We start from the raw sequence: 25036 nt of genomic DNA on the forward strand, positions 1-25036 counted from the left end.
ACGGATGTCAAAAGGGGGATTTATGCGGCTTGCCATTCTAGCCTGTGCCATCATGACGCTTGTCGTCACCACGCCGGCCGATGCGGCGCTGTTGCAGTTCACCATTTCGGGAACGGACACGCTGTCGCCGATCGATCCCACGTTCGTCGAGTTCGCGTCGTTCCAGCTCGATTCCAATCCCCTGATCGATGCGGTCAATGTATCTCCCGACCAGGGCTTTGCTATCGCGAACGTGACGGGCATCTTTCAATATGGCCCGATCACGCTTTCTTCGCAGTCGATCAGCTTCTTCACCACGGCGTTGGGCGGTGGCCTGCTAATCGGCGACGGAACCGACAACGGCACCCTCCTCGGCTTCGACGGTCCCCAACTGTATATCGGGACCGAAGCCCAACCGGAATTTCTGACCGGCAGTTTCGACCTGACCGATTTCGTCACTGGCTCGCCGATCTCGCTGACGATCAGCACGGTGTCCGCCATTCCCGAGCCTGCAAGCTGGGCCATGATGCTCGCCGGTTTCGCAATGGTCGGCGGCGCGACGCGGTATCGTCGGCGCAAGGCGATCGTCGCCTACGCCTGAACCGTCCGGTAATGGCGGGGCGCCCGGCCATGCGGTCGGCGCCCCCTTCATGGGCGGCGCGGATCAGACCGGCGCGTCGATCGACCGCGGCGGCTCGCTGAACCAGCGGGGGCCGGCGGCGGTCATGTGGAAACAATCCTCCAGCCGGACGCCGAACTTGCCGGGCAGGTAAAGCCCGGGTTCGTCGGAAAAGCACATGCCGGCGGCCAGCGGCGTGGTTTCGCCATGGACCAGATTGACCGGTTCATGCCCGTCCATACCGATGCCATGGCCGGTGCGGTGCGACAGGCCGGGCAGCCTGTAGCCGGGGCCGTATCCGAGTTTGGTGTAATAAGCGCGCACGGTATCGTCGATCGATCCGGCGGGCGCACCGATTTTGGCGGCGGCAAAGGCGATCTGCTGGCCCTTCGCAACGGTATCCCAGATGGTGCGCTGTTCCTTGTCGGCCGATCCATGGACCCAGGTGCGCGACACGTCGGACTGATATCCCTGCACCGTGCAGCCGCAATCCATCAGCACCACCTGCCCGTCCGCCACCCGGATCACCTCTCGGCTGCCATGCGGCAGGGCGGCGGCGGGGCCGATCAGGGCGAGCGCGAATTCGGGATCGCCGCCCAGCCTGCGCGTGGCGGCGTTCATCAGCGCGCCGATCTCCGCCCCGGTCATGCCGCGTTCCACACGTGGGTGCGTCCAGCGATAGGCCGCGATCGTAACGTCGGTGGCGGTCTGCATCAGCGCGATCTCGGCCGGCGTCTTGCGCATCCGGCAACCGCGGACGACGGGATTGGCGGAAACCTGCGCGGCATCGGGCAGCGAGCCGCGCAATCCCGCGGCGATGAAATAGCGCAGCGTCTCCTCGATCCCGACCGGTGACCGGGCCAGCCCGCGTTCGCGCAGCCAGTCAGCGGCGATCGTCATCGCGTTCTGATCCTCCTGCCACACCCGCACCTCGGCGGGGACGGCGAGCGTCTGGCGGACCGAGGGTTCCTCGAAGAACGGCGTGACGATCAGCGGCTGGCCCTCGACCGGCAGGACGGCGAGCGTCGGCCGCTCGCTGCGACTCCAGCGGACGCCGGTGAAATAGATCATCGACGATCCCGGCTCGATCACCACCGCGCCGATGCCGTTCGCCTTCATCAGGGCTTGCGCGCGCGACAGGCGGCCGGCGCGCTCGGCGGCGTCGATCGCCCTGGCGCCCGTGGTAATGTCGGACAGCGCCGACAGGTCTGGTTCCGCCGCGCGCAGGATGCCGCCCAGCGGCAGGAGCGGCACCGCGGCGGCGGCGGTCAACAGGGTGCGGCGGGTCGGCTGGATCATGGCCGGACGATAGGGCGCTTGACCCGGCGGCCACAATCCCCTTCGCTGGCCCGCAGTTTCCGGGAGTTCGTTAATGGCCAAAAGGCTGACCTTCTATATCCTGCTCGGCCTGGTGATCGGCGCCGGCGTCGGCCTGTCGATCAACGGCTATATCGATGACGGCACGCCCGCCGCGGCGGCGCGGCTGACCGAGATCGCCGGCTATTTCTCGATCGTCACCACGCTGTTCCTGCGGCTTATCAAGATGATCATCGCGCCGCTGGTCTTCTCCACGCTGGTCGTCGGCATCGCGCATATGGGCGACACCGGCGCGCTCGGACGGATCGGGTTGCGCAGCCTGTTGTGGTTCGTCGGCGCCAGCCTCGTCTCGCTGACGCTGGGGCTGATCCTCGTCACGCTGCTGCAACCAGGCGTCGGCCTGGCGCTGGTGGTGCCGGCGGCGACCACGGCGAGCGGCGTCGAGCATGGTGCGTTCAATTTCGCCAATTTCGCCAGTCATATCGTGCCGGCATCGATGATCGCAGCGATGGCGGAGAACGAGATTCTCCAGATCGTGATCTTCTCGATCTTCATCGGCGTGGCGATCACCGCCGTCGGCGCGCCAGCCCAGCCACTGGTCCGCGCGACCGAGGCGCTGGTGCAGGTGATGCTGCGGATCACCGGCTACGTCATGAACGTGGCACCGATTGCGGTGTTCGCGGCGGTGGCGGCGACGCTGGCGGAGCGCGGCGCTGGGGTGCTGGGCGACCTCGCCTATTTCATGGGCAGCTTCTATCTGGGGCTGGCGACGCTGTGGCTGGTGCTGTTCCTCGCCGCGCGGGTGGTAATCGGGCCACGCGCGGTCGAACTGTTCCGCTATATCCGCGATCCGCTGGTGCTGGCCTTCTCGACCGCGTCGTCGGAGGCGGCGTTGCCGCGGACGCTGGAGGCGCTCGACCGGTTCGGCGTGCCGCCGCGCATCGCCAGCTTCGTGCTGCCGCTGGGCTATTCGTTCAATCTCGACGGATCAATGATGTACATGACGTTCGCGTCGCTGTTCATCGCGCAGGCATATGGCATCGACCTCAGCCTGGGGCAGCAGATCACGATGTTGCTGGTGCTGATGGTGACGTCGAAGGGGATCGCCGGCGTACCGCGCGCATCGCTGGTGGTGATCGCCGGTACGCTGTCGATGTTCAACATTCCGGAGGCGGGATTGCTGCTGATCCTGGGCGTCGATCACTTCCTCGACATGGGCCGGTCGGCGACCAACGTCGTCGGCAATGCGATCGCGGCGACGGTGGTGGCGAAGTGGGAGGGGCAACTGGACCCGATCGAATCGCCGGTCATCGTACCGGCGCCCGCGCCAAGCGGCGACGGGCCGGCGGTGGCGGACGAGCGGTTCGGCGACATCGGCCGCTAAGGTCGCGCCACCCCGGTGTCAGGCCGGGGTGGCCACTCCGTCAGGTGTATGCGTAGGGGCCGCCGGCCTTCAGCGCAGCCTGATAGGCGGGGCGGGCGTGGATGCGTTCCAGCCATGCCATCGTCGCGGGGCGGCTCTCGTCCAGACCGCCCCGGCTGCGCGCCGCCTCCAGCGGGAAGCTCATCATGATATCGGCGGCGGTCATTTCGTCGCCGGCAAACCACGGACGTTGCGCCAGTTCGGATTCGACATAGTCGAGGTTGCGGTCGATCATCGGCTGGACGCGTTTGGCGACCTGCGCGCCGACGACGGGGATGCGCGACAGCACGAGCTTCAAAAGCAGTGGCGGCATCATCGATCCTTCGGCGAAGTGCAGCCAGAACCGATAGCGCAGCGCCGCATCGCGGTGCGCCGGGGCGCCGAGCCGACCATCCGCCTTCTCGACCAGATATTCGACGATCGCGCCGGTTTCGGCGACCACGCGGCCCTGCGCGTCGCCATCCTCGATCACCGGCGATTTGCCGAGCGGATGCACCTGCGCCAGTTCCGGCGGGGCGAGCATCGTCTCCTTGTTCCGCTCGTAGCGGCGGACCTGATAGGGGAGGCCCAGTTCCTCCAGCATCCAGAGAATGCGCTGGGACCGCGAATTTTCGAGGTGGTGGACGGTAATCATGATCGTTTCCCTGCCTGCGCACGCCACAGCCACGCCGAGGCGGGGAACTGAACGCGCGAACCGTCGGAATGGATCGACAGGGCGTCGAGCAGGCGGGCATGGGCGCGGGACCGGTCGGGCTCGGGCATCGCGGCAAGGGCGGAAGCGATCGGGCCGATCCGCGCGAAGAACGCCGCCGCGTCGGCGACGGGGTCGTCGCCCTCGCCGGGGCGATAGGCGAAGTCGGCCACCTCCGCGCCGATCGTCGTCCAGCCGGCGTCGGTCAGGAGGCGTTCGACCAGTGCCGGGTCGGCGAACCCGAAGGGACCGGGGGTGTAGCCGTCTGTCGCAGCCGGTCGCTCGCCCGTGACGATGGCGACGAGATCGCCGGCCCATGGATTGTAGCGGCGATCGCGGAAGCAGGAAAAGACCAGCGCGGCCCCGGGGGCGGCCTGTTCGCGCAGGCGGGCGAAGGCGGCCACGGGATCGGCGAAGAACATGACGCCGTGTCGCGAGAGGAACAGGTCGGGCATGATGTCGAGGGGATCGACGGCGGCATCGGCGACCCGGAAGCTGGCGGACGGGACACGTTCACCGGCGATATCGATCAGCGCGGCGGAGAGGTCGATGCCAGTGATGGCGAGATCGGGGCGGGCGGCGGCGAGCGCCGCGGTGGTCGCGCCCGCTCCGCAACCGATGTCGAGCGCGACACCGGGTCCGGCGGGGGCGGCGGCGAGGATGGCGGCATCGAGACGGGGCGCGAGGTCAGCGAAGCTGCGATCGGTGCGGCACCATTCGGCTGCCCAGACCTCACCGACGCGGGTTTGCCAGTCGGTGGTGGTGGTCATGCGGGAAGTTGGCGGGATAGAGGTGCGTCGGCAATCGAACGGGTTGGGATCATCGTCGTGTCATCCCCATTGGTCGGATGATCTATCCTGCCCTGCCCCTAGCCCAAGCAAAAGCGGGTTTACCGAATATTCTAGCGCCGGCGCCTGTCCTGTTTTCCCCCGAACACCGGAATCCAGACCTAATAGAAAAAAGGCGTATACCTGTGGCTCTGGGCTCCTGCCTTCGCAGGAGCACGGACAAGTGTTTTGACCAGCGGATCGAACAGACCAAGAGGCCACCCTGCCCATTCGAAGACACCGCCAGATCGCGGGGCCGGGCTTCTCGCCCGGCCTCGCGCGCATCTCAGACGTCGTCTTCCTCGCTGGGGCCGGCCATCATTTCCTCGGCGACCTTTTCGGTGCGCTGGCGGATCGCCTTTTCGAGGCGGGCGGCCATTTCCGGGTTATCGCGGAGATAGATCTTCGCATTCTCGCGACCCTGACCGATGCGGACCGAGTCGTAGGAGAACCAGCTGCCCGACTTTTCGACCAGACCCGCTTTCACGCCCAGATCGAGGATCTCGCCGATCTTGGAGATGCCCTCGCCGTACATGATGTCGAATTCGACCTGCTTGAACGGCGGCGCGACCTTGTTCTTCACCACCTTCACGCGGGTCGCGTTGCCGGTGATTTCCTCGCCGGCCTTGATCGCGCCGGTGCGGCGGATGTCGAGGCGGACCGAGGCGTAGAATTTCAGCGCATTGCCGCCCGTCGTCGTCTCCGGGTTGCCGTACATCACGCCGATCTTCATGCGCAGCTGATTGATGAAGATCACCATGCAGCGCGAACGGCTGATCGAACCGGTCAGCTTGCGAAGGCTCTGCGACATCAGGCGGGCCTGCAGGCCGACATGGCTGTCGCCCATCTCGCCCTCGATTTCGGCACGCGGTACCAGCGCGGCGACCGAATCGACCACCAGCACGTCGATCGCGTTGGAGCGCACCAGCGTGTCGACGATCTCCAGCGCCTGCTCGCCCGTATCGGGCTGCGACACGATCAGTTCGTCGATGTTGACGCCCAGCTTCTTGGCATAGACGGGGTCGAGCGCGTGTTCGGCATCGACGAAGGCGGCGGTGCCGCCACCCTTCTGCGCCTCGGCGATGACATGCAGGGCGAGCGTCGTCTTGCCCGACGATTCGGGGCCGTACACCTCGATCACGCGGCCGCGCGGCAGGCCGCCGACGCCGAGCGCGATGTCGAGGCCGAGCGAGCCGGTGGAGATCACTTCGACCTGCATCGTCTCCTTGGCGCCGAGCTTCATCGCCGACCCCTTGCCGAATGCACGGTCGATCTGGGCCAGCGCGGCGTCGAGCGCCTTTTGCCGGTCGGTTGCTGCTACTGCCACGGAGTCGATCACTTTCAGATTGGCGGCCATCGGGGGCTCCCATCGCTAGAGCATGCGCGCGGCCAGGGCAACGCGTCAGACAGCCATGTACGCGGTCTGTTCTTCCAGAACAAGTAGGGAACGGAATTTTTGCTCAGGCAAGCGTGGTTGCCAGCCTCCACCAGCCCTGCGCATCGGCGTCGGCCGCGGCGGCATCGCGGGCGGTGGCGGTGTCGAACAGCGCGAAACAGGTTGCCCCGGACCCGGACATGCGCGACAGGATGGCGCCGGATGCGGCGTCCAGTTGCGCGCGCACGGAGGCGATGACGGGCGCGAGACGGGAAGCTGGCGGTTCGAGATCGTTGCGACCGGCGCGGGCTCTGGTGAGGAGGTCGCCATCCGGCAACGCGCCGCGATCAACCCCGTCCCAGCCGGCGAAGACGGCAGCCGTCGAGACGGCGACGCCCGGGTTCACCAGCAGCAGCGGCGTGCCGGCGAGGCCGGTGAGGTCGGCCAGATCGTCGCCCCTGCCCGTGCCGAGCGCGGTGCGGCCGGTCAGGCAGGCGGGGATATCGGCGCCGAGCGACGCGGCGATGTCGGTCAGGCGCTGGTCGGTCAGGGGGATGTTCGACAGACGGGCCAACGCGCGGAGGGTGGCGGCTGCGTCGGCCGATCCACCGCCGATGCCAGAGGCAATGGGAAGGTTCTTTGTCAGCGTTATTCGGTATTTATCGGTGATACCGAAGAGTTCGCGGAAGGCATTCCTTGCTCGGGTTACGAGGTTGTCGTTTGTGGCTTCTTCTCTCTCCTGGATGGAAGAGGGAGTCAGGGCGGCGGCAAAGGGGCCGGTGATGTCGAAGGCATCAGCGTCCGCAGTTTCCAACGTGATTTCATCGCCTTCGGTGGCGAAGGCGAACAGGGTTTCGAGCTCGTGATAGCCGTCTGGGCGACGGTGGCGGACGTGGAGGGCCAGGTTGATCTTGGCGGGGGCGGGTTCGACGATCAAAGGCCGCTTTCCTGTTTGGTGGCGAGGCGCGCGGTGGCGGGCGGTTCGGCGGTGACGGCGGCAGCGGCCCAGGCATAGCGCGCCTCGTACCGGCGGCCGAGCGACCAATAGGCGTCGCCCAGATGCTCGGCGATCTCGGCATTGGCGGGCGCGTCGGCGGCGGCGCGTTCGAGCAGCGGCAGGCCGCGCGGCGTCTGACCGATGCGGTGATAGGCCCAGCCGAGCGAGTCCGCGATCGACGCATCGTCCGCCGCCAGCGCGTGCGCGCGTTCCAGCATCCGGGTGGCGTCGGGCAGATCCTCGCCATGCTCGATCATCGCATAGCCGAGATAGTTCAGCGCGGACGGCTCCTGCGGCCCCAGATCGACCGCGCGGCGCAGCACGCGGCGGGCGTCCTTCCACTGCCCGGCCTGATCGAGCGCGGCGCCATAACGGAGCCAGGTGGCCCAGTTCTTGGATGCATCGGCGTCCTTCGTCAGCGCGGCGTAGAAAGGTATTGCGTCGGCGGGACGATCGGCGGCGACCAGCAGGTCGGCATAGCGCGCCCGGTCCACCGCCACCGCATCGCCCGCTTCGGCACGGATACGCGCGGCGGCGAGCGCATCGGCGGCCCGATCCTGCGCATCGAGCAGGTTGATGCGACGGCCGGCAGCGGTGGCGCCAAGCGGACCATCGGCCGGCACCAGCGCCAGTTGCGCCAGCGCGCGATCGGGATCGTCGGCGAGCGCCAGTTGCTCGGCGAGGATCAGGCGGGCGCGGGCATAGCCGGGATCGGCATCCAGCGCCGCCCGCGCGAAGGAGAGGCCAAGGCTGCTCGGTCGATCGCCGCCGAGATCGTCGGCCAGCCGCAGTAACAGGCGCGAGACACCGAACGCCAGCGTCGGCCGGGCGGTGGCGTCGGCGCGGGCGGCGGCAAGCTGGCCGGGGCGGCGGCCGAGCAACGTCGCCGCCGCCTCGTCATGCCCGCCGCCGATCAGTAACTCCGCCGCGGCCAGTTGCGCGCCCGATGGTATGGTGCCGCCAAGTGCCTGGGTGGCGGCGATTCCTTCTGGCAGACGGCCGGCGCCGATCAGCAACAGCGCGCGGGTCTCGTTGACCAGACGGCGGGCGACGGCATCGTCCTTCGGTGCCTCGATCGCCAGCCCATCCTGCCCGCGCGCGGCGGCGATCCAGGCGCGGAGCGCCGGCAACAGGATGCGCAGACGGCCATTGTCGAGCGCCGGCAGGGCGCGCTCGACGGCGGCGGGATCGTTGGCGCGGGCGGCATCGACGAGCGGCCACAGGGCGGCATCGTCAGGTGCGACCCCGGCAGCGGCCAGCGCGGTGGCGGCATGGCGGACGAGCGCGGCATCGCCCGCCGCCAGCCCTTCGCGATAGGCACGGATCGCCACCACCGGGTTGGCGGGCGCATCCGCCAGCGCGCGGGTATAGGCGGCGACCGCCTCCGTCCCCTGCCCCGAATCCTCGGCGACGCGGGCGCGCAGATAGGCGGACAGATCGCCGGTGTCGGCCGCAGCCGGTGTCGCAAGCAGCAGCACCGCCAGCGTCAACACCGGCGCGATCGCGCTACATGTTCGGATAGTTCGGGCCACCGCCGCCTTCCGGTACGACCCAGTTGATGTTCTGGGTCGGGTCCTTGATGTCGCACGTCTTGCAGTGGACGCAGTTCTGGGCGTTGATGACGAATTTCGGATCGCCCGTGTCCTGCCCCACGACCTCGTACACGCCAGCGGGGCAGTAACGCTGCGCCGGCTCGTCGTACATCGGCAGGTCGTAGTCGATCGGAACGTCCGGATCGCGCAGCGTCAGGTGGACGGGCTGATCCTCCTCGTGATTGGTGTTCGACAGGAACACCGACGACAGGCGATCGAAGGTCAACACGCCGTCCGCCTTGGGATAGACCGGCGGCTTGACGAGATCCTTTCGCCACAGGCTTTCATGGTCGGGATGATGCTTCATGGTGAAGGGCATCTTCAGGCCAAAATGCTCCGCCCACATGGTGATGCCCGACAGGCCGGAGCCGATCAGGTCGCCGAATTTCTTGACCAGCGGCACCACGTTGCGGACGACCGACAGCTCCTTGTGCAGCCATGACGCCTCGAACGCCTGCGGATAGGCGGTCAGCTCGTCATGCTCGCGCCCGGCCTGCACCGCGTCGAACGCGGCCTCTGCGGCCATCATCCCCGATTTCATCGCGCCGTGCGTGCCCTTCAGGCGGGGCACGTTCAGGAAACCGGCCGAACAGCCGATCAGCGCACCGCCGGGAAAGACCAGCTTCGGGATGGATTGCAGGCCGCCGTCATTGATCGCGCGCGCGCCATAGCTGACTCGCTTGCCGCCCTTCAGGATCGCGGCGATCTCGGGATGGGTCTTCCACTTCTGCATCTCGTGGAAGGGCGACAGATACGGGTTGGTGTAGTTCAGCCACGTCACGAAGCCGAGCGAGACCTGACCGTTCGCCTGATGATACAGCCAGCTCCCGCCATTGGCGTCGTCGCCCAGCGGCCAGCCCTGCGTATGGATCACGCGGCCGGGCGAATGGAGCGCGGGATCGATGTCCCACAACTCCTTGATGCCGAGACCATAGACCTGCGGCTGCGCGTCCTTCGCCAGGTCGAAGGTGCGGATGACCTCCTTCGACAGGTGGCCGCGCACGCCCTCGGCGAAGAAGGTGTATTTCGCGTGGAGTTCAAGGCCGGGGGTGTAATCGCCCTTGTGTGTGCCGTCGCGCGCCACGCCCATGTCGCCGGTGGCGACGCCCTTCACCCGACCCTGTTCGTCGAAGAGAATTTCCGCAGCGGCGAAGCCGGGGAAGATCTCCACACCCAGTTCCTCCGCCTGCCCCGCCAGCCAGCGGCACAGATTGCCGAGGCTGCCGGTATAGGTGCCCTTGTTGTGCATGAACGGCGGCGTCAGGAATTCGGGCAGGACGCGCTTTTTCGTCGCGCTCAGCACCCAGTGGTGGTTTTCGGTGACGGGCACCGCCGCCATCGGGCAGTCACGCTCGCGCCAGTCGGGGATCAGTTCGTCGAGGCTGCGCGGATCGATGACCGCGCCCGACAGGATATGTGCGCCGACCTCCGACCCCTTTTCGAGGACGCAGACCGACAGCTCGCCGCCCGTCTCGGCCGCGCGTTGCTTCAGCCGGATCGCCGCCGACAGCCCGGCGGGGCCGGCGCCGACGATCACGACGTCATAGGGCATCGACTCGCGTTCGCTCATCCTCGTCACTCTCTCCGGCAGGCCGCTTCCGCCCACCATCGGGCGCGGCGCGGCAACATCTTGTCCGGAAAGGCGATCCGACAAGTTGACCGCCGCGTCAACCATGCAGCATGACGGTGCCGATGGGGGCCTACAGCAACATCGACGCCATGGGGGCAACCGCCGCCGACTGGCAGAGCGCGCTGGAATGGTGGCGCGATGCGGGTGTCGACGTGCTGGTGGACGATCAGGTCCGCGACTGGCTGGCGGTGCCGCCACCCTCCGCGCCTGTCCCCAATTCCGTCGTCGTGGCCGCGCCGGCGGCGGATGTCCTGCCCGATACGATCGCTGCGTTCGCCACCTGGCGCCTCGGTCCTGACGCGCCCGAGGCCGGATGGAGCGGCGTGTCGCTGGCCGCGATCGGGCCGGCGGACGCTACGGTCATGGTGCTTGTCGACTGTCCCGACCGGGAAGACGGCGATGCCGGCGCCCTGCTGTCGGGCGTCACCGGGCGCTTGTTCGACCGGATGCTGGCGGCGATCGGCCTGTCGCGGGAGACGGTGCATGTCGCGGCCGTCTGCGCGCGGCGGCCCTCGTCGGGCCGGATGTCGCGCGAGATCGAGGCGCGGCTGGGCGAAGTCGCGCGCCATCACATCGAACTGGTCGCCCCTAAACGTCTGCTGCTGTTGGGCGATGCGACGAGCCGTGCCGTGTTGTCGATGGACCGACAGGCGGCGCGGGGCAGTTTACAGCCCTTCAACCATAAACGTGGCACAACCGGTGTCATCGCCAGCCTGCATCCGCGCCTGTTGATCGAACGGCCGGCACTGAAGGCGGAAAGCTGGCGCGACCTGCAATTGCTGGTGAAAGATCTGGAAGCATGATGCGGAAACTGGCGATCGCGGCGGTGATGACCGCCCTCCCCCTGCCGGCCCTGGCGGCCGAGGCACCAGCAGCCGGCGATATACGATCGGCGGCGGTGACGCCCGACCGCATTCCCGCCCAACTCGATCCCGCGCAGCGTGACGCGTATCGCGCCGTCTTCGCCGCGATCCGCGAAAGCCGGTGGCAGGACGCGCAGATCGGGCTGGAGGCGATGCGGCCGGGGCCACTCCATGCGCTGGCCCGCGCCGAACTCTATACCGCCAAGGGATCGCCGAAGGTCGAGCTGACGCCGATCGTCGATCTGCTCAATCAGGCCCCCGAGCTGCCGCAGGCCGAGGCGCTGCGGGCCTTGGCGATGCGGCGCGGGGCGACCGACCTGCCGCCGCTGCCGGTCGCGCAGCGCCTGATCTGGCAGGACGGCGCGCCCCGCCGGGTGCGCGCCAAGGCGACCGGCAGCGACCTGATCGCCGCCGACCTCGCAGCGAAGATGCAGCCGTTCGTGAAGACCGACGATGGCGTGTCGGCCGAGGCGCTGTTGATGACCACATCGGGTCTCAGCATCGAGGCGACGACCGAGTGGCAGGCCAAGGTCGCGTGGATGTACTTTCTGCGCGGCGATGACGCCAAGGTGCGCGAGATCGCCGGCATGGCCGCGAACGGCGCCGGCGACTGGGCGGTGCAGGGCCGGTGGATGGCATCGCTGGCGGCATGGCGGCAACGCGATTGCGCAGCGGCGGAGGACGGGTTCGAGGGCGTGGCGGCCCGCGCGGGCGATGTCGATCTGCGCGCGGCGGCGCTGTACTGGGCATCGCGCGCCGACATGGTCTGCGCCCGTCCCGATCGGATCCAGGGCCGGTTGAAGGCGGCGGCGCAGTTCGGCGAGAGCTTCTACGGCCAGTTGGCGAAACAGGCGCTGGGCATGCGCGACGCGACGAAGGCGGGCGGCAAGCTGGCCGCATCGGACTGGGCAGCGCTCGACAAGCGGCCGAACGTCCGGGTCGCGGCGGCGCTGGTCGAGGTCGGCGAGAATGATCTGGCCGACGAGGTGGTTCGCCAGCAGGCGAAGATCGGCAACCCGGCCGAATTCGGCAGCCTCGTTCGCCTCGCCGAGACGCTCGACCTGCCCGCGACGACGATCTGGCTGGCCCACAACACCCCCGCCGGCGTGACGATGACGGCCGAGGCGCGTTATCCCGCGCCGAACTGGACGCCGGACAGCGGCTGGCGGGTCGAAAAGGCGCTGGTTTATGCCCATGCACTGGAGGAGTCGCGCTTCCGTCCGAAGGTGACTAGCCCCGCCGGCGCCTATGGCCTGATGCAGATCATGCCCGCCGCCGCGACCGACTTCGCGCGCGAACGCGGCACCAGCATCGACAAAGCGGCGCTGTCGAAACCGTCGACCAACATGGATATCGGCCAGCGCCATCTGGAGCGGCTGCGCGACATGGGGCTGACCGGCGGTCTGCTGCCCAAGGTGATCGCCGCGTATAATGCCGGGCCGAAGCCGGTCGGCGAGTGGAACGCGATCGTCCATGATGGCGGCGATCCGCTGCTGTATATCGAAAGCATCCCCTATTGGGAGACGCGCGGGTACGTCACCACGGTGCTGCGCAATTACTGGATGTACGAGGCGCAGACGGGCAAGACCGCCTCGTCCAGCCGCAACGCGCTGGCGCAGGGCATGTGGCCGCGCTTTCCGGGCCTGCCCGGTGCGGTCGCGGTGCGCATGGATAGCTCGCCCGCGACGATGCTGGCCGCACGGACGGTGACGCCGCGCCTGCCGACGGTCATGCGCGCGCCGGTGGTCCGGGCATCGGTGATGGCGCCAGTGATGACCGCCGCCGCGACGGTGCGCCGGCCGCTGCCGCCGGTGATGGCGCCGCTGCAGGCGACGATCGGCTCGCCAGTGCTGGCGGCGGTCGCGCCGTCCAACCCGCCGATCGCGACGGCCAAGGCCGCGCCTGTCGGTGGCATGCCGTCTGCATCCAGCGTGGCGTCGATCGTGAAGGCGTTGCCCGGCGCGATGGCGGCGGCGGCCGGTGCGATGATCGACGGCGATCTGCTGCGTCAGGCCGGCAAGGCAATGGCGATGCAGCCACAGGCGATCGTCGGCGCGATGGCCGCCTCCATCGGTTCGGGCGCGACGATCGATTGATGCCCATCGATGAAAGCCGGCCATTCCTGCCGGTGCGGATCGCGGTGCTGACCGTGTCGGACACGCGCGGCCTCGCCGACGACCGGTCGGGCGACACGCTGGTCGCGCGGCTGGAAGAGGCGGGGCATGTGCTGGCCGACCGCCGGATCGAACGCGACGACGCGGACACGATCGTCGAACGGCTGCGCGCGTGGATCGCCGATCCGATGGTCGATGTCGTCATCACCACCGGCGGCACCGGCGTGACCGGCCGCGACGTGACGCCCGAGGCGATCGAGCGGGTCGCCGAAAAGATGATCCCCGGTTTTGGCGAACTGTTCCGCTGGCTGTCCTATGCCAAGATCGGCACCTCCACCGTCCAGTCGCGCGCCTGCGCGGCGGTGGCGGGCGGCACCTATCTGTTCGCGCTGCCGGGATCGACCGGCGCGGTGAAGGACGGGTGGGACGGCATCCTGAAGGATCAGCTCGACAGCCGCCACCGCCCCTGCAACTTCGTCGAACTGATGCCGCGACTGACCGAGCGATAGCTTCCGTCTCCCGGCGAACGCCGCTGTAAAAGCCAAATACCATCCCGGCGGAGGCATCGACGACAATCAGTCGAGTACGGCCATACCGCTGTGAAACCCACATACCACCCCGGCGGAGGCCGGGGTCCAGTTGGGAAGGCGGTCCTAAGCTCTTACCGGGGTTCGCCCAACTGGACCCCGGCCTCCGCCGGGGTGGTAGCTTTGGCAGGATGGCCGACGACCGACATCCTACACGCGCGCACGCATGAACGCATGAACGCATGAACGCGCCCGCGCCCGCTCCCGCGCCCGCGCCCGCGCGCGTAGGTGGGTGTGACTTTAGCGACTTTCCGCTATGTTCTTTATTTGTTCCGTTGAAAATGCTACCGGTCGGTTATGCCGAAACCGACTCCCCGCCCCGTCCGCGGCGCGACGCTGAATGCGGAGAGCCGGCGGTTCAACCTGCCGCAGGTGGCGGTGGACGGTGACTGGCTGGACGAGCGGGAGGCGATCGACGGCGCGCCGCCACGCCTGCGCACGACCGTCACCATCGAGCGGCCGAAGACGATCATCAGCCGCAACACCTCTCCCGACGTGCCGTTCGATCGCTCGATCAACCCGTATCGCGGCTGCGAGCATGGCTGCATCTATTGCTTCGCGCGGCCGAGCCATGCGTTTCACGACTTGTCGCCGGGGCTTGATTTCGAGAGCCGGCTGTTCGTGAAGCCCGATGCCGCCGCGCTGCTGCGCGTCGAACTGGCGAAGCCCGGTTATGTCGTGCGGCCGATGGCGCTGGGGACCAACACCGATCCCTATCAGCCGATCGAGCGCGAATGGGGCGTGACGCGGGCGGTGCTGGGGGTGCTGGCGGACACCAACCATCCGCTGACGATCACGACGAAATCAGACCGTGTGGTGCGCGACATCGATCTGCTGGCGCCGATGGCGGCGAAGGGGCTGGCGACGGTGTGCATGTCGATCACCTCGCTCGATCCCCGGATCGCCGCCACGGTCGAGCCGCGCGCGCCGACGCCGACGCGGCGGCTGGCCGCGGTCAGGCGGCTAAGCGAGGCGGGCATCCCGACCTATGTCTCGATCGCGCCGGTCATCCCGGCGATCACCGACCACGAGATCGAACATCTGGTCGAACAGGCCGCCGCCGCCGGCGCGCGGCATGCGTTCTTCATCCCGGTGCGCCTGCCCCATGAGGTCGCACCCCTGTTCCGCGCATGGCTCGACGAGCATTTCCCCGATCGCGCGGCCAAGGTGATGGCGACGATCCAGAGCCTGCGGAAAGGGCGCGACAACGACCCCGGCTTCTTTACGCGGATGCAGGGCAGCGGGCCGTGGGCGGACCTGCTGCGCACCCGGTTTCACATCGCGTGCCGGCGGCATGGGCTGAACCAGACGCGGCTGACGCTGCGCAACGATCTGTTCCGACCACCGGCGGGGCCGCAGGGCGAGTTGTTCTGACGGACCCTGGATGGGTCGCGAAGCGTTTCGGGGCGAGCAAGATGGACAGGAGCAAATCATGACCAACCGCAAGCAGGACGAAGCCGCCGACCGCGAGAACGAGGTCACCAAGCCCGATACGGACGGATCGGATGCCGGATCGGCGGGCGAAGGCTCCGGCGGCGGTTATGGCAACCATGCCGAACCGGAAAAGCCGGCGGCTCAGTGATAGGCCCGGTCGCTCAAGCGCTGCGATAGCCACCAGATGTTGCCGGCAGGGTCACGAACGCCGCCCTGCCGGTCGCCATAATCCATATCGGCAACGGCCATGATCGCAGTGGCGCCGGCATCCACGGCATGGACCAGCGCGCGATCGGCATCGTCGACATACAGGTAGAAGGCGGAGCGCGCCGGGGGAAACGCCGCCGATGCCTCACTCAGCATCAGCATTGATCCGCTCAGGCGTAGCTGGGCATTGGCGATGCGCCCCGCCGGATCGACGCTGCGACCGACCTCGACCGCATCGAAGGCGCGAATCAGAAACTCGATATAGGCCGGTGCGCCGGTGACGAAGACATAGGGCGTGACGGCGGCGAAGCCGGACGGGATGATCGGAGAGGTCATGCCGCCGCCAGTTGATAATCGCGGAACCGCTCCCGCAGTGCGGTCTTCAGCAGCTTGCCGGTCGCGGTGTGGGGCAGGTCGTCGACGAAGACGATCTCGTCGGGGAGCCACCAGCGCGCGACATGCTTGGCCAGATGCGCGGCGATGGCGTCGGCGGTAACGTCGCTCCCCGGTTTGCGGACGATCAGCAGCAGCGGGCGCTCGTCCCAGCGGGGATGCGGGATGCCGATCGCGGCGGCCTCGGCGACGCCGGGGCATCCGATTGCGGCGTTCTCCAGTTCGACCGAACTGATCCATTCGCCGCCGGACTTGATGACGTCCTTCACCCGGTCGGTGATCTGCATCGTACCGTCGGGATGGAGGACGGCGACGTCGCCGGTGTCGAACCAGCCCTCCGCATCGATCGCATCGGCGCCGGCGTTGAAATAGCGCTTCACCACCCACGGCCCGCGGCACAACAACCGCCCGGCGCTGGTGCCGTCGCGTGGGCAGTCGCGCCCGTCGGGATCGACGATGCGCAGTTCGACGCCGAAGGGCACCCGGCCCTGCATCGCCACCTGATCGACCTGCTGGTCGAAGCTCAGACTGTCCCAGTCGGGCGAGCGTGCGCCTATCGTGCCGATCGGCGAGGTTTCGGTCATGCCCCAGGCATGGTTGACGCGGATGCCCATGCCCATGATCCGCTCGACCATCGCCCGCGGCGCGGCCGAGCCGCCGATGGTGACCAGTTCCAGATCGGCCGGCACCTGCCCGCCGGCGTCCAGATGCGCGAACATCCCGAACCAGACGGTCGGCACGCCGGCGGAATGCGTCACCCGTTCGCGCGTCATCAGGTCGCACAGGATGGCGGGTTCGTTGACGGCGGAGAACACCGTCTTCGTCCCTACCATCGGCATGGCGAACGGCAGGCCCCAGCCGACCGCATGGAACATCGGCACGATCGGCATCACGACGGAGCGGGTTTCGAGCGCGAACACCGCCGGCTGGATCTCCGCCATCGCGTGGAGGACCGAGGATCGATGGCTATACAGGACGCCGCGCGGATTGCCGGTCGTGCCGCTGGTATAGCAAAGCATGCACGGGTCGCGCTCATCGCCCTCGACCCAGTCGAACGCGCCGTCCTGCGCCTCGACGATCGCGCGAAAGCCGTCCGCGCCGTCACCGTCCATGACGATGTAGTGCTCGATCGACGGCCATTGCGGGCGCATTCGATCGACGATCGGCTGGAAGGCGCGGTCATAGAGCAGCACGCGGTCATCGGCGTCGGCGACGATGAAAGCGAGCTGGTCGTCGAACAGCCGCGGGTTCACCGTGTGGATGATGCCACCCATCCCGATCGCGCCGTACCAGGCGGCCAGATGATGCGCGTGGTTCATCGCCAGCGTGGCGATGCGGTCGCCGGGGCGGCACCCCATCGCGACCAGCGCCTGCGACAGGCGGCGGGCATCGGCGGCGAGGCCCGCCCAGTCGCTGCGGGTTTCACGGCCGTCGGCCCAGCGGCTGACGATCTCGCGGCGCGGATGTTCGCGCGCGGCGTGGTCGATGAGCCGCGGCACGCGCAGCTCGAAATCCTGCATGGTTCCCGTCACGATCGCTCTCCCGGACCGGAGACCCGACGATCGAGACTCCGGGCTAGCCGACCAGCGCCAGCCTCGTTTCAGAGGTCTTCAGCGTGGCGGCGGTGACACCGTGCAACGACTCGACGTGGCTCGCAAGCTCGGCATCGAGCAGGAAGTCGCGACCGAGCAGCACCGTCGCCTCGCCCTCCCCCGCCGTCAGTCGGACGCGCACCTCGCCGCGCGCACCGCGATGATCGGCGAGCAGATGGGCGAGCGGGGCGAACGCGGTGGCGTCGGCAACCTCGACCTCCAGGACGAAGCGCGCCATCGAGGCGAGCGATTCGAACGGCTGGATGCGCTTGACCGACACGCGCGGCGCTTCCTCGCCGGGGCGGCGGTCGAGTTCGACGGTGATGATCCCGCAACCGCCGATGCGCGCGGCCTCTTCCAGATCGGCGGCGACGCTGTCGTCGAAACAGGTGGCGACGAACTGGCCCGACGGATCGGACAGCTGCGCCATCATGTACCGCTTGCCCCGCGCGGAGGTGCGCCAGCGCGCCTCCTCGACCAGCACCGCCATCGTCGCGCCGGCGCGGCTGCCGTCGTCAGGAATGGTCAGCTCAGACAGGCTGCCGAAGCTGCGCGCGCCGTGGATGCGGGCGAGATGCGCGTGACGATCGACCGGGTGGGCGGAGAAATAGAAGCCGAACGCCTCCTTTTCCTGCTCCATCCGCTGCGACAGCGTCCAGCGGGCCGATTGCGGCAGCTTGATCGTGTCGCCGGCGTGGCTGGCATCACCGAACAGGCCGCCCTGCCCGCTGGTCTTCTGTTCATGCGTGCGGGCGGCGATGGCAAGCATCGTCTCGGCGACGGCGTGGATGCCGGCGCGATTGGCGTCCATGCCGTCGAACGCCCCCGCCGCCGCCAGCGTTTCCAGCTGGCGCTTGTTGAGCAGGCGCGGATCGACGCGGGTGGCGATGTCGTCGAGCGAGGCGAACGGGCCGTTGGCCCGCTCGACGATCAGCTTCTCCATCGCGCCTTCACCGACCGATTTCAAAGCGCCAAGCGCATAGCGGACGGCGAGGCCATCGACGCCTTCCACCTGATGCGTTTCGACATCGAAATCGGCCTGGCTGCCGTTCACGCAGGGCGGCAACATGGCGACGCCGGCGCGGCGGGCATCGTCGACGAAGATCGCCAGCTTGTCGGTCTGCGCCATGTCGTAACACATCGACGCGGCGAAGAATTCGTGCGGGTGATGCGCCTTGAGCCACGCGGTCTGATAGGCGAGCAGGGCATAGGCGGCGGCGTGCGACTTGTTGAAGCCATAGCCGGCGAACTTGTCGATCAGGTCGAACAGCGCGTTCGCCTCGGCCTTATTGATGCCGTTGACGGTCAGGCATCCCTCGACAAAGCCGGCGCGCTGGGCGTCCATCTCCGCCTTCACCTTCTTGCCCATCGCGCGGCGCAGCAGGTCGGCGCCGCCGAGCGAGAAGCCGGCCAGCACCTGCGCGGCCTGCATCACCTGTTCCTGATAGACGAAGATGCCATAGGTTTCGGACAGGATCGGTTCGAGCAGCTTGTGCGGGTAGACGATCGGCTCGGTGCCCTGCTTGCGGCGGCCGAACGACGGGATGTTATCCATCGGGCCGGGGCGGTAGAGCGAGACGAGCGCGATGATATCGCCGAAATTGGTCGGGCGGACGGCGGACAGCGTGCGGCGCATCCCTTCGGATTCCAGCTGGAACACGCCGACCGTGTTGCCGCCCTGAAGCAGTTCATAGACCTTGGGATCGTCCCATTCGAGCGCGTCGAGCGCGATGGTGACACCGCGCTTCGCCAGCAACTGCACCGCCTTTTGCAGCACCGACAGCGTCTTGAGACCCAGAAAGTCGAACTTCACCAGCCCTGCGCCCTCGACATATTTCATGTCGAACTGGGTGACGGGCATGTCGGATCGCGGATCGCGGTACAGCGGCACCAGTTGCGCCAGCGGCCGATCGCCGATCACCACGCCGGCGGCGTGGGTGGACGAATGGCGCGGCAACCCCTCCAGCTTGGTTGCCAGATCCCACAGGCGGCGGACCTGATTGTCGTTGGAATATTCCTTGGCCAGCTCAGGCACGCCGTTCAGCGCGCGCTTCAGGTCCCACGGATCGGTCGGGTGATTGGGCACCAGCTTGGCGAGACGATCGACCTGGCCATAGCTCATCTGGAGCACGCGGCCGGTGTCCTTCAAGACGGCGCGTGCCTTCAGCTTTCCGAAGGTGATGATCTGCGCCACCTGATCGCGGCCATATTTCTCCTGCACGTAGCGGATCACCTCGCCGCGGCGGGTTTCGCAGAAATCGATGTCGAAATCGGGCATCGACACGCGTTCCGGGTTCAGGAACCGCTCGAACAGCAGGCCCAGCGACAGCGGATCGAGATCGGTGATCGTCAGCGCCCAGGCGACGACCGAGCCGGCGCCCGAACCACGGCCCGGACCCACCGGGATATCATGGTCCTTCGCCCATTTGATGAAATCGGCGACGATCAGGAAGTAACCGGGAAAGCCCATCTGGACGATCACGTCGACCTCGAACGTCAGCCGTTCGCGGTACACGTCGCGCCAGCCGGGTTCGCCCTCCGGCTCGCCCTTGGCCACACGCAGTTCGGCGATGCGGTCGAGCCGCGCTTCCAGCCCGGCGCTGGCATCGTCGCGCAGCATCTGCGCCTCGCCCGCCAGATCGCCGGCCAGCGTCGGGAGAATCGGCTTGCGATAGGGCGCCATCACCGCGCAACGCTGCGCGACCACCAGCGTATTTTCGATCGCCTCCGGCAGATCGTCGAACAGCGCCTTCATCGTGTCGGCGGGCTTCAGCCACGCATCGGGGCAACTGCGTGGGCGTTCCTCGGTTTCGACATAGGTGGAGTTGGCGATGCACAGCATCGCGTCGTGCGCGTCGCCGAACGCGGATTCGGCGAAGCAGCAGGGATTGGTCGCGACCAAAGGCAGGTTGCGGGCATAGGCGAGGTCGATCAGGTCGGCCTCGGCCGCCTGTTCGGTCGCGTCGTTGCGGCGTGCCAGTTCGATATAGAGGCGGTCGCCGAACATCGCCTGCAACCGGTCGCAATAGGCGAAGGCGCGATCGGGCTGCCCCTCGGCGAACAGACGGGCCAGCGCCCCCTCACCACCCGCGGTCAGCGCGATCAGGCCGGTGGTGTGGCGAGCGAGCGTCGCCATCGAGACATGCGCGGCCAGTTCGATCGGGCGATCGAGATGCGCCGCCGACACCAACGCGCACAGATTGTCGTACCCGGTCATGTCCTGCGCATAGAGCGCGATCCAGTCGAGCGGGGCGGCCACGCCCTCCGGCATGTCGGGCCGGCAGACGCCCAGCATCGTGCCGATGATCGGCTGCACCCCGCCCTTCTTGGCGGCATCGGAATAGGCCATCGCCGCATACAGGCCGTTGCGGTCGGTCAGCGCGGCGGCGGGAAAGCCCTGTTTGCGTGCCTCGGCCGCGATCGCCTTGGGCTCGATCGCGCCGTCGAGCATCGTGAAGGATGAAAATATACGAAGTGGCACGAACCCTGAATGCATCACCGCAACCTAGTCCTCCTGGCGCGATTTCGCCAGCACCGGAACCGGTGTTGCGACAGGCCGTTTGCCGGGCGGACGACAGGAGCACGACATGACCGACACGCGACGACACGACTTCACCGGCCCCGGCCCCGGCACTGGCACCGGTATGCCGCCCGTGGTGGGCGCAGGGTGGGGATGGATGCTGGGATATGGCGTGCTGTCGGCCCTGCTGGGGCTGGCTGCCTTCGCCTGGCCGTTCGCGGCGACGATGGCGGCGACGCTGGTGATCGGCGCGTTCTTCATCGCCGCCGGCGCGGTATCGATCGCGGCGGGTATTTTCGGGCGCGGACATGACGGGCGCGGCTATGCGATCGGATTCGGGCTCGTATCGCTCGTCATCGGCTGCATCATGGCGTTCGAGCCGGCGACGGGCGCGCTGTCGCTGACGCTGCTCGTTACGGTGTGGCTGGCGGTGCGCGGCGCGATGGAGATCGTGTGGGGCAGCCGGATGCGGCGCGGCAAGGGGATGATGATCGCGCTGGGTATCATCAACCTGATCCTGGCGGCGTTCGTACTTGTCACCCTGCCCCTTTCGGCGCTGACGCTGCCGGGGTATATTCTGGGGATCAGTTTCCTGTTCGGCGGCATCGCCTCGATCACGTCGGCGCTGGCGCACAAGAAGGGAGAACCGGCGTTCTCCGTCTGACGCCGGGCGTCTACAGCAATTTCTCGATATCGACGGTCAGTTCGTCCGGTTTGGTCGTCGGGGCATAACGATGAACCGCCTTGCCCTGACGATCGACGAGGAACTTGGTGAAGTTCCACTTGATCGCCTTCGACCCCAGCAGACCGGGCGCTTCTGCCTTCAAATGGTCGAACAGCGGGTCGGCATCGGCGCCATTGACGTCGACCTTGGCCATGACCGGGAAGGTCACGTCATAACTGGTGGTGCAGAAATTCGCGATCTCCGCCGCATCGCCGGGTTCCTGCGCGCCGAACTGGTTGCAGGGAAAGGCCAGCACGGTCAGGCCGCGATCGGCGTAGCGGCGATGCAACGCCTCCAGCCCCTCATATTGCAGGGTGAACCCGCATTTAGACGCGGTGTTGACGATCAGCAGCACCTGTCCGGCATATGCCGCCAGCGCGACCGCACCGCCCTTCGCATCGCGCACGGTGAAGTCGGTGACGGTCATCGGTCGTACCTTCCCAGCAGATAGTCGAGATTCTGTCGCACCGCCGGCCATTCGCGGTCGATAATCGAATAGACGATTGTATCGCGCAGGCGACCGTTCGCCATCACCTGATGCCCGCGCAGGATGCCGTCCTGCTTCGCGCCGAGTCGTTCGATCGCGGTCTGGCTGCGCTTGTTGAGCGCGTCAGTGCGGATCTGCACGCACTGGCACCCCAGCACGTCGAACGCGTGGGTCAGCAGCAGCCGCTTCGCTTCGGTATTCACGCCCGTGCGCTGGACGCGGGTGGCATAAAAGGTGCCGCCGATTTCCAGACGGCGATGCGCCTCGCTCATCCGCATGAAGCGGGTGGCGCCCGCCACCGCACCCTCCGCATCGAGGACGGTGAACAGACGCGCGCGGCCGTGATCCTGTTCGGCGAGCGCGGCGGCCATCCAACGGTCTGGCGTCTTCAGCTGCGATACGTTGGCGTAGAACAGGTCCCACAGATCGTCCGTCCGCGCCACGTCGGTCAGGGCCGCGACATCGGCGGGATCGAACGGGCGGAGCGTGACGTGGCGACCGGCCAGCGTCGGCGTCTCGCGCCACAGGCTCACGTCAGCACGCCTTCGTGCAGGCGGACGACGCGGTCCATGCGCCTGGCCAATCGTTCGTTATGAGTCGCGACCAGCGCCGCAGAGCCTTCGCCGCGGACGAGGCGGAGAAACTCGCCCAGCACCCGGTCGGCGGTATGTTCGTCGAGATTGCCGGTCGGCTCGTCCGCCAGCACCAGCGCCGGGCGGTTGGCGAGCGCGCGGGCGACGGCGACGCGTTGCTGCTCGCCGCCCGACAGCTGGCTGGGCCGGTGCGTCAGGCGATGGCCGAGGCCGAGCGCGGTGAGGAGGTCGGCGGCCCGGTCGTCCGCCGCGGCGCGGGTGGCGCCGTGGACAAGTTGCGGCAGCACGACGTTCTCGGTCGCGTTGAAATCGGGCAGCAGGTGATGGAACTGATAGACGAAGCCGAGCTGGTCGCGGCGGACGATCGTGCGGCCATGCGCGTCGAGCTTCGCCGCTTCCGATCCGGCGATGCGGATCGATCCCTCGAACCCGCCCTCCAGCAGGCCGACCGCCTGGAGCAGCGTCGACTTGCCCGAGCCGGATGGCCCCAGCAGCGCGACGATCTCTCCAGGACGGACGACGAGATCGACGCCCCGCAGGACGTGGATCGTCTCGCCGCCCTGCACGAAGCTGCGCGCGAGGCCGGTGGTCTGGAGGATGGCGTCGTCGGACGCGGCGAAGCCGCGCCGGCCGTCCTCGGCTGCGCCTGCGGGGTCATTCATAACGCAACACCTGTACCGGATCGGTGCTCGCCGCCTTCCACGCCGGGTACAGCGTGGCGAGGAAGCTGAACCCCAGCGCCATGGCGGCGATTACGACGATCTCGACCGGATCGGTCTTCGACGGCAGTTCGGTCAGATAGCGGATCGACGGGTCCCACAGGTTCTGGCCGGTGACGAGCTGGACGAAGTTCACCACCGCCTGCCGATAGAACAGGAACACGAAGCCGAGCGCGAGGCCCGCGACCGTGCCGAGCGCGCCGATCGTTGTGCCGACCACCATGAAGATACGCATCAAGCCGCCGCGGGTGGCGCCCATCGTGCGCAGGATGGCGATGTCGCGCGTCTTGGCGCGGACCAGCATGATGAGCGACGACAGGATGTTGAACACCGCGACCAGGATGATGATCGACAGCACGGTGAACATCGCCACCCGCTCGACCGCCAGCGCCTCGAACAGTTGCGCGTTCATCGTGCGCCAGTCGCTGATGACCGCCATGTTGCCGATCCGGTCGCCCAGCGGCTTCAGGATATCGCCGACGCGGTCGGCATCCACCGTCTTCACCTCGACCATGCCGGCGACATCGCCCATCAGGAGCAGCGTCTGCGCATCCTCGATCGGCATGACGACATACGCCTTGTCGTAATCATAGATGCCGATCTCGAAGATCGCGCCGACGCGGTAGCTGACGATGCGCGGCACGGTGCCGAACGGCGATGCCTGACCCTGCGGACTGATGAGCGAGATTTCGCTGCCCACCTGCGCGCCCAGCGCCTCGGCCAGCCGGCTGCCGATCGCCACGCTGTCGCTGCCCGGCGTGATGCCGGCGAGCGAGCCCATCAGCACCTTGTCGCCCAGCGTCGCGTTCGAGCGGATGTCGCCGATCCGCATGCCGCGGACCAGCACGCCTTCGACCCGGCCGTTATAACTGGCCATCAACGGCTGTTCGATCAACGGCACGGCCGATGTCACGCCGGGCGTGGTGCGCGCGGCCTGCACGACCTCGCGCCAGTTCGGCAGTCGACCGCCGACTCCCTGCACGACCGCATGGCCATTCAACCCGACGATCTTGTCGAACAGCTCCGCGCGGAAGCCGTTCATGACGCTCATCACGATGACGAGCGCGGCGACGCCCAGCATCACCGCGATGAGGCTGATGGATGCGACGAGGAAGATGAATCCCTCCCCCTTGCCCGGCAGCAGATAGCGGCGGGCGATCATCCGTTCGTATCGAGAGAGGATCATGTCGCCTCAGGCTCTACGTAACGGCGCGGACGGACGCAACATGATCCCGCTGTTGCAGGGAATCCACAGCCGCCCGCCAATCGTGTCGCCGGAGCCGCAAGGACAGTGACAAGTCGCCAGACACGATCTAGCAACAACCTCGCTGAAACACAGGCAAAGGCCTTGGT

General features: G+C 67.6%; 22 protein-coding genes. 8 read left to right on the plus strand and 14 right to left on the minus strand.

Annotated elements, in window-relative coordinates; genetic code table 11:
* The first annotated feature begins 52 nt into the window (after positions 1-52).
* Complete coding sequence (locus JAO74_RS05265; RefSeq protein ID WP_233150680.1) at positions 53-580, plus strand: PEPxxWA-CTERM sorting domain-containing protein; 528 nt, start codon at positions 53-55, stop codon at positions 578-580.
* A gap of 63 nt (positions 581-643) precedes the next feature.
* Here JAO74_RS05265 and JAO74_RS05270 read toward each other — a convergent pair whose 3' ends face one another.
* The gene (locus tag JAO74_RS05270; RefSeq protein WP_199035827.1) at positions 644-1897 is read right to left on the minus strand and encodes a M24 family metallopeptidase; all 1254 of its coding nucleotides are present in this window, start codon (positions 1895-1897) and stop codon (positions 644-646) included.
* Between the two features lie 73 nt (positions 1898-1970).
* On the opposite strand from JAO74_RS05270, the gene JAO74_RS05275 reads away from it, so the two are divergent.
* The gene (locus JAO74_RS05275; RefSeq protein ID WP_199035830.1) at positions 1971-3299 is read left to right on the plus strand and encodes a dicarboxylate/amino acid:cation symporter; all 1329 of its coding nucleotides are present in this window, start codon (positions 1971-1973) and stop codon (positions 3297-3299) included.
* Positions 3300-3339: 40 nt separating this feature from the next.
* Here JAO74_RS05275 and JAO74_RS05280 read toward each other — a convergent pair whose 3' ends face one another.
* From JAO74_RS05280 to JAO74_RS05305, 6 genes are all read right to left on the minus strand, one after another.
* Positions 3340-3972 carry a glutathione S-transferase family protein gene (locus tag JAO74_RS05280; protein ID WP_199035833.1) on the minus strand — a complete coding sequence of 211 codons (633 nt, stop codon included), beginning with the start codon at positions 3970-3972 and terminating at the stop codon, positions 3340-3342.
* On the minus strand, positions 3969-4799 hold the full coding sequence (locus JAO74_RS05285; RefSeq protein WP_199035835.1) for a class I SAM-dependent methyltransferase: 831 nt from the start codon (positions 4797-4799) through the stop codon (positions 3969-3971). The genes JAO74_RS05280 and JAO74_RS05285 overlap by 4 nt, the downstream gene beginning before the upstream one ends.
* Before the next feature lie 343 nt (positions 4800-5142).
* A complete protein-coding gene (gene recA / locus JAO74_RS05290) occupies positions 5143-6213 on the minus strand; it encodes a recombinase RecA (protein WP_199035838.1) in 1071 nt (356 codons plus the stop codon).
* Positions 6214-6316: 103 nt separating this feature from the next.
* On the minus strand, positions 6317-7168 hold the full coding sequence (locus JAO74_RS05295; protein WP_199035842.1) for a 4-(cytidine 5'-diphospho)-2-C-methyl-D-erythritol kinase: 852 nt from the start codon (positions 7166-7168) through the stop codon (positions 6317-6319).
* Positions 7165-8760, minus strand: a complete 1596-nt coding sequence (locus JAO74_RS05300) for a tetratricopeptide repeat protein (RefSeq protein WP_332908735.1) — start codon at positions 8758-8760, stop codon at positions 7165-7167. The genes JAO74_RS05295 and JAO74_RS05300 overlap by 4 nt, the downstream gene beginning before the upstream one ends.
* Positions 8735-10390: an electron transfer flavoprotein-ubiquinone oxidoreductase gene (locus JAO74_RS05305; RefSeq protein ID WP_199035846.1), complete on the minus strand. Its 1656-nt coding sequence runs from the start codon at positions 10388-10390 to the stop codon at positions 8735-8737. Before JAO74_RS05305 ends, JAO74_RS05300 begins: the two co-directional genes overlap by 26 nt.
* A 122-nt stretch (positions 10391-10512) precedes the next feature.
* On the opposite strand from JAO74_RS05305, the gene JAO74_RS05310 reads away from it, so the two are divergent.
* From JAO74_RS05310 to JAO74_RS05330, 5 genes are all read left to right on the plus strand, one after another.
* Positions 10513-11253, plus strand: a complete 741-nt coding sequence (locus tag JAO74_RS05310; RefSeq protein ID WP_233150681.1) for a uracil-DNA glycosylase family protein — start codon at positions 10513-10515, stop codon at positions 11251-11253.
* Complete coding sequence (locus JAO74_RS05315) at positions 11250-13409, plus strand: lytic transglycosylase domain-containing protein (protein ID WP_199035849.1); 2160 nt, start codon at positions 11250-11252, stop codon at positions 13407-13409. Before JAO74_RS05310 ends, JAO74_RS05315 begins: the two co-directional genes overlap by 4 nt.
* Positions 13409-13936, plus strand: a complete 528-nt coding sequence (moaB, locus tag JAO74_RS05320) for a molybdenum cofactor biosynthesis protein B (RefSeq protein WP_199035853.1) — start codon at positions 13409-13411, stop codon at positions 13934-13936. Before JAO74_RS05315 ends, moaB begins: the two co-directional genes overlap by 1 nt.
* A 375-nt stretch (positions 13937-14311) precedes the next feature.
* Positions 14312-15388 (plus strand): PA0069 family radical SAM protein, encoded by a 1077-nt coding sequence (locus JAO74_RS05325; RefSeq protein ID WP_199035855.1) that lies wholly within the window; start codon positions 14312-14314, stop codon positions 15386-15388.
* A gap of 58 nt (positions 15389-15446) precedes the next feature.
* Entirely contained in the window at positions 15447-15596 is a 150-nt protein-coding gene (locus tag JAO74_RS05330; RefSeq protein WP_199035858.1) for a hypothetical protein, read from the plus strand.
* On the opposite strand, the gene JAO74_RS05335 is transcribed toward JAO74_RS05330, so the two are convergent.
* From JAO74_RS05335 to dnaE, 3 genes are read right to left on the minus strand one after another with little or no spacing between them, the layout of a single operon-like run.
* The gene (locus JAO74_RS05335; protein ID WP_199035861.1) at positions 15590-15991 is read right to left on the minus strand and encodes a VOC family protein; all 402 of its coding nucleotides are present in this window, start codon (positions 15989-15991) and stop codon (positions 15590-15592) included. The two genes, JAO74_RS05330 and JAO74_RS05335, sit on opposite strands and share 7 nt — an antisense overlap.
* A complete protein-coding gene (locus JAO74_RS05340) occupies positions 15988-17568 on the minus strand; it encodes a long-chain fatty acid--CoA ligase (RefSeq protein ID WP_199036101.1) in 1581 nt (526 codons plus the stop codon). The genes JAO74_RS05335 and JAO74_RS05340 overlap by 4 nt, the downstream gene beginning before the upstream one ends.
* Before the next feature lie 55 nt (positions 17569-17623).
* Positions 17624-21139 (minus strand): DNA polymerase III subunit alpha, encoded by a 3516-nt coding sequence (gene dnaE / locus JAO74_RS05345; RefSeq protein ID WP_199035864.1) that lies wholly within the window; start codon positions 21137-21139, stop codon positions 17624-17626.
* Positions 21140-21227: 88 nt separating this feature from the next.
* Between dnaE and JAO74_RS05350 the strand changes: the two genes are divergently transcribed.
* Positions 21228-21824: an HdeD family acid-resistance protein gene (locus JAO74_RS05350; protein ID WP_233150683.1), complete on the plus strand. Its 597-nt coding sequence runs from the start codon at positions 21228-21230 to the stop codon at positions 21822-21824.
* A 10-nt stretch (positions 21825-21834) separates the two neighbouring features.
* Here JAO74_RS05350 and JAO74_RS05355 read toward each other — a convergent pair whose 3' ends face one another.
* From JAO74_RS05355 to JAO74_RS05370, 4 genes are read right to left on the minus strand one after another with little or no spacing between them, the layout of a single operon-like run.
* Positions 21835-22311 (minus strand): glutathione peroxidase, encoded by a 477-nt coding sequence (locus JAO74_RS05355; RefSeq protein WP_199035867.1) that lies wholly within the window; start codon positions 22309-22311, stop codon positions 21835-21837.
* Positions 22308-22904, minus strand: coding sequence for a GNAT family N-acetyltransferase (locus JAO74_RS05360; protein WP_199035870.1), 597 nt, complete (start codon positions 22902-22904; stop codon positions 22308-22310). Before JAO74_RS05360 ends, JAO74_RS05355 begins: the two co-directional genes overlap by 4 nt.
* Positions 22901-23626 carry an ABC transporter ATP-binding protein gene (locus JAO74_RS05365; RefSeq protein ID WP_199035873.1) on the minus strand — a complete coding sequence of 242 codons (726 nt, stop codon included), beginning with the start codon at positions 23624-23626 and terminating at the stop codon, positions 22901-22903. Before JAO74_RS05365 ends, JAO74_RS05360 begins: the two co-directional genes overlap by 4 nt.
* Entirely contained in the window at positions 23619-24869 is a 1251-nt protein-coding gene (locus JAO74_RS05370; RefSeq protein WP_199035875.1) for a lipoprotein-releasing ABC transporter permease subunit, read from the minus strand. The genes JAO74_RS05365 and JAO74_RS05370 overlap by 8 nt, the downstream gene beginning before the upstream one ends.
* Between the last annotated feature and the right edge of the window lie 167 nt (positions 24870-25036).

Source organism: Sphingomonas mollis, assembly GCF_016427505.1.
GTDB lineage: Bacteria > Pseudomonadota > Alphaproteobacteria > Sphingomonadales > Sphingomonadaceae > Sphingomonas > Sphingomonas mollis.

Coding starts and splice junctions, on each gene's coding strand:
- JAO74_RS05275 (WP_199035830.1), top strand. CDS start 1,971: ATGGCCAAAAGGCTGACCTTCTATATCCTGCTCGGCCTGGTGATCGGC.
- JAO74_RS05340 (WP_199036101.1), bottom strand. CDS start 17,568: ATGCAGGATTTCGAGCTGCGCGTGCCGCGGCTCATCGACCACGCCGCG.
- JAO74_RS05310 (WP_233150681.1), top strand. CDS start 10,513: ATGGGGGCCTACAGCAACATCGACGCCATGGGGGCAACCGCCGCCGAC.
- JAO74_RS05355 (WP_199035867.1), bottom strand. CDS start 22,311: ATGACCGTCACCGACTTCACCGTGCGCGATGCGAAGGGCGGTGCGGTC.
- JAO74_RS05365 (WP_199035873.1), bottom strand. CDS start 23,626: ATGAATGACCCCGCAGGCGCAGCCGAGGACGGCCGGCGCGGCTTCGCC.
- recA (WP_199035838.1), bottom strand. CDS start 6,213: ATGGCCGCCAATCTGAAAGTGATCGACTCCGTGGCAGTAGCAGCAACC.
- JAO74_RS05305 (WP_199035846.1), bottom strand. CDS start 10,390: ATGAGCGAACGCGAGTCGATGCCCTATGACGTCGTGATCGTCGGCGCC.
- moaB (WP_199035853.1), top strand. CDS start 13,409: ATGCCCATCGATGAAAGCCGGCCATTCCTGCCGGTGCGGATCGCGGTG.
- JAO74_RS05285 (WP_199035835.1), bottom strand. CDS start 4,799: ATGACCACCACCACCGACTGGCAAACCCGCGTCGGTGAGGTCTGGGCA.
- JAO74_RS05370 (WP_199035875.1), bottom strand. CDS start 24,869: ATGATCCTCTCTCGATACGAACGGATGATCGCCCGCCGCTATCTGCTG.
- JAO74_RS05315 (WP_199035849.1), top strand. CDS start 11,250: ATGATGCGGAAACTGGCGATCGCGGCGGTGATGACCGCCCTCCCCCTG.
- JAO74_RS05265 (WP_233150680.1), top strand. CDS start 53: ATGACGCTTGTCGTCACCACGCCGGCCGATGCGGCGCTGTTGCAGTTC.
- JAO74_RS05325 (WP_199035855.1), top strand. CDS start 14,312: ATGCCGAAACCGACTCCCCGCCCCGTCCGCGGCGCGACGCTGAATGCG.
- JAO74_RS05330 (WP_199035858.1), top strand. CDS start 15,447: ATGACCAACCGCAAGCAGGACGAAGCCGCCGACCGCGAGAACGAGGTC.
- JAO74_RS05350 (WP_233150683.1), top strand. CDS start 21,228: ATGACCGACACGCGACGACACGACTTCACCGGCCCCGGCCCCGGCACT.
- JAO74_RS05335 (WP_199035861.1), bottom strand. CDS start 15,991: ATGACCTCTCCGATCATCCCGTCCGGCTTCGCCGCCGTCACGCCCTAT.
- JAO74_RS05280 (WP_199035833.1), bottom strand. CDS start 3,972: ATGATTACCGTCCACCACCTCGAAAATTCGCGGTCCCAGCGCATTCTC.
- JAO74_RS05270 (WP_199035827.1), bottom strand. CDS start 1,897: ATGATCCAGCCGACCCGCCGCACCCTGTTGACCGCCGCCGCCGCGGTG.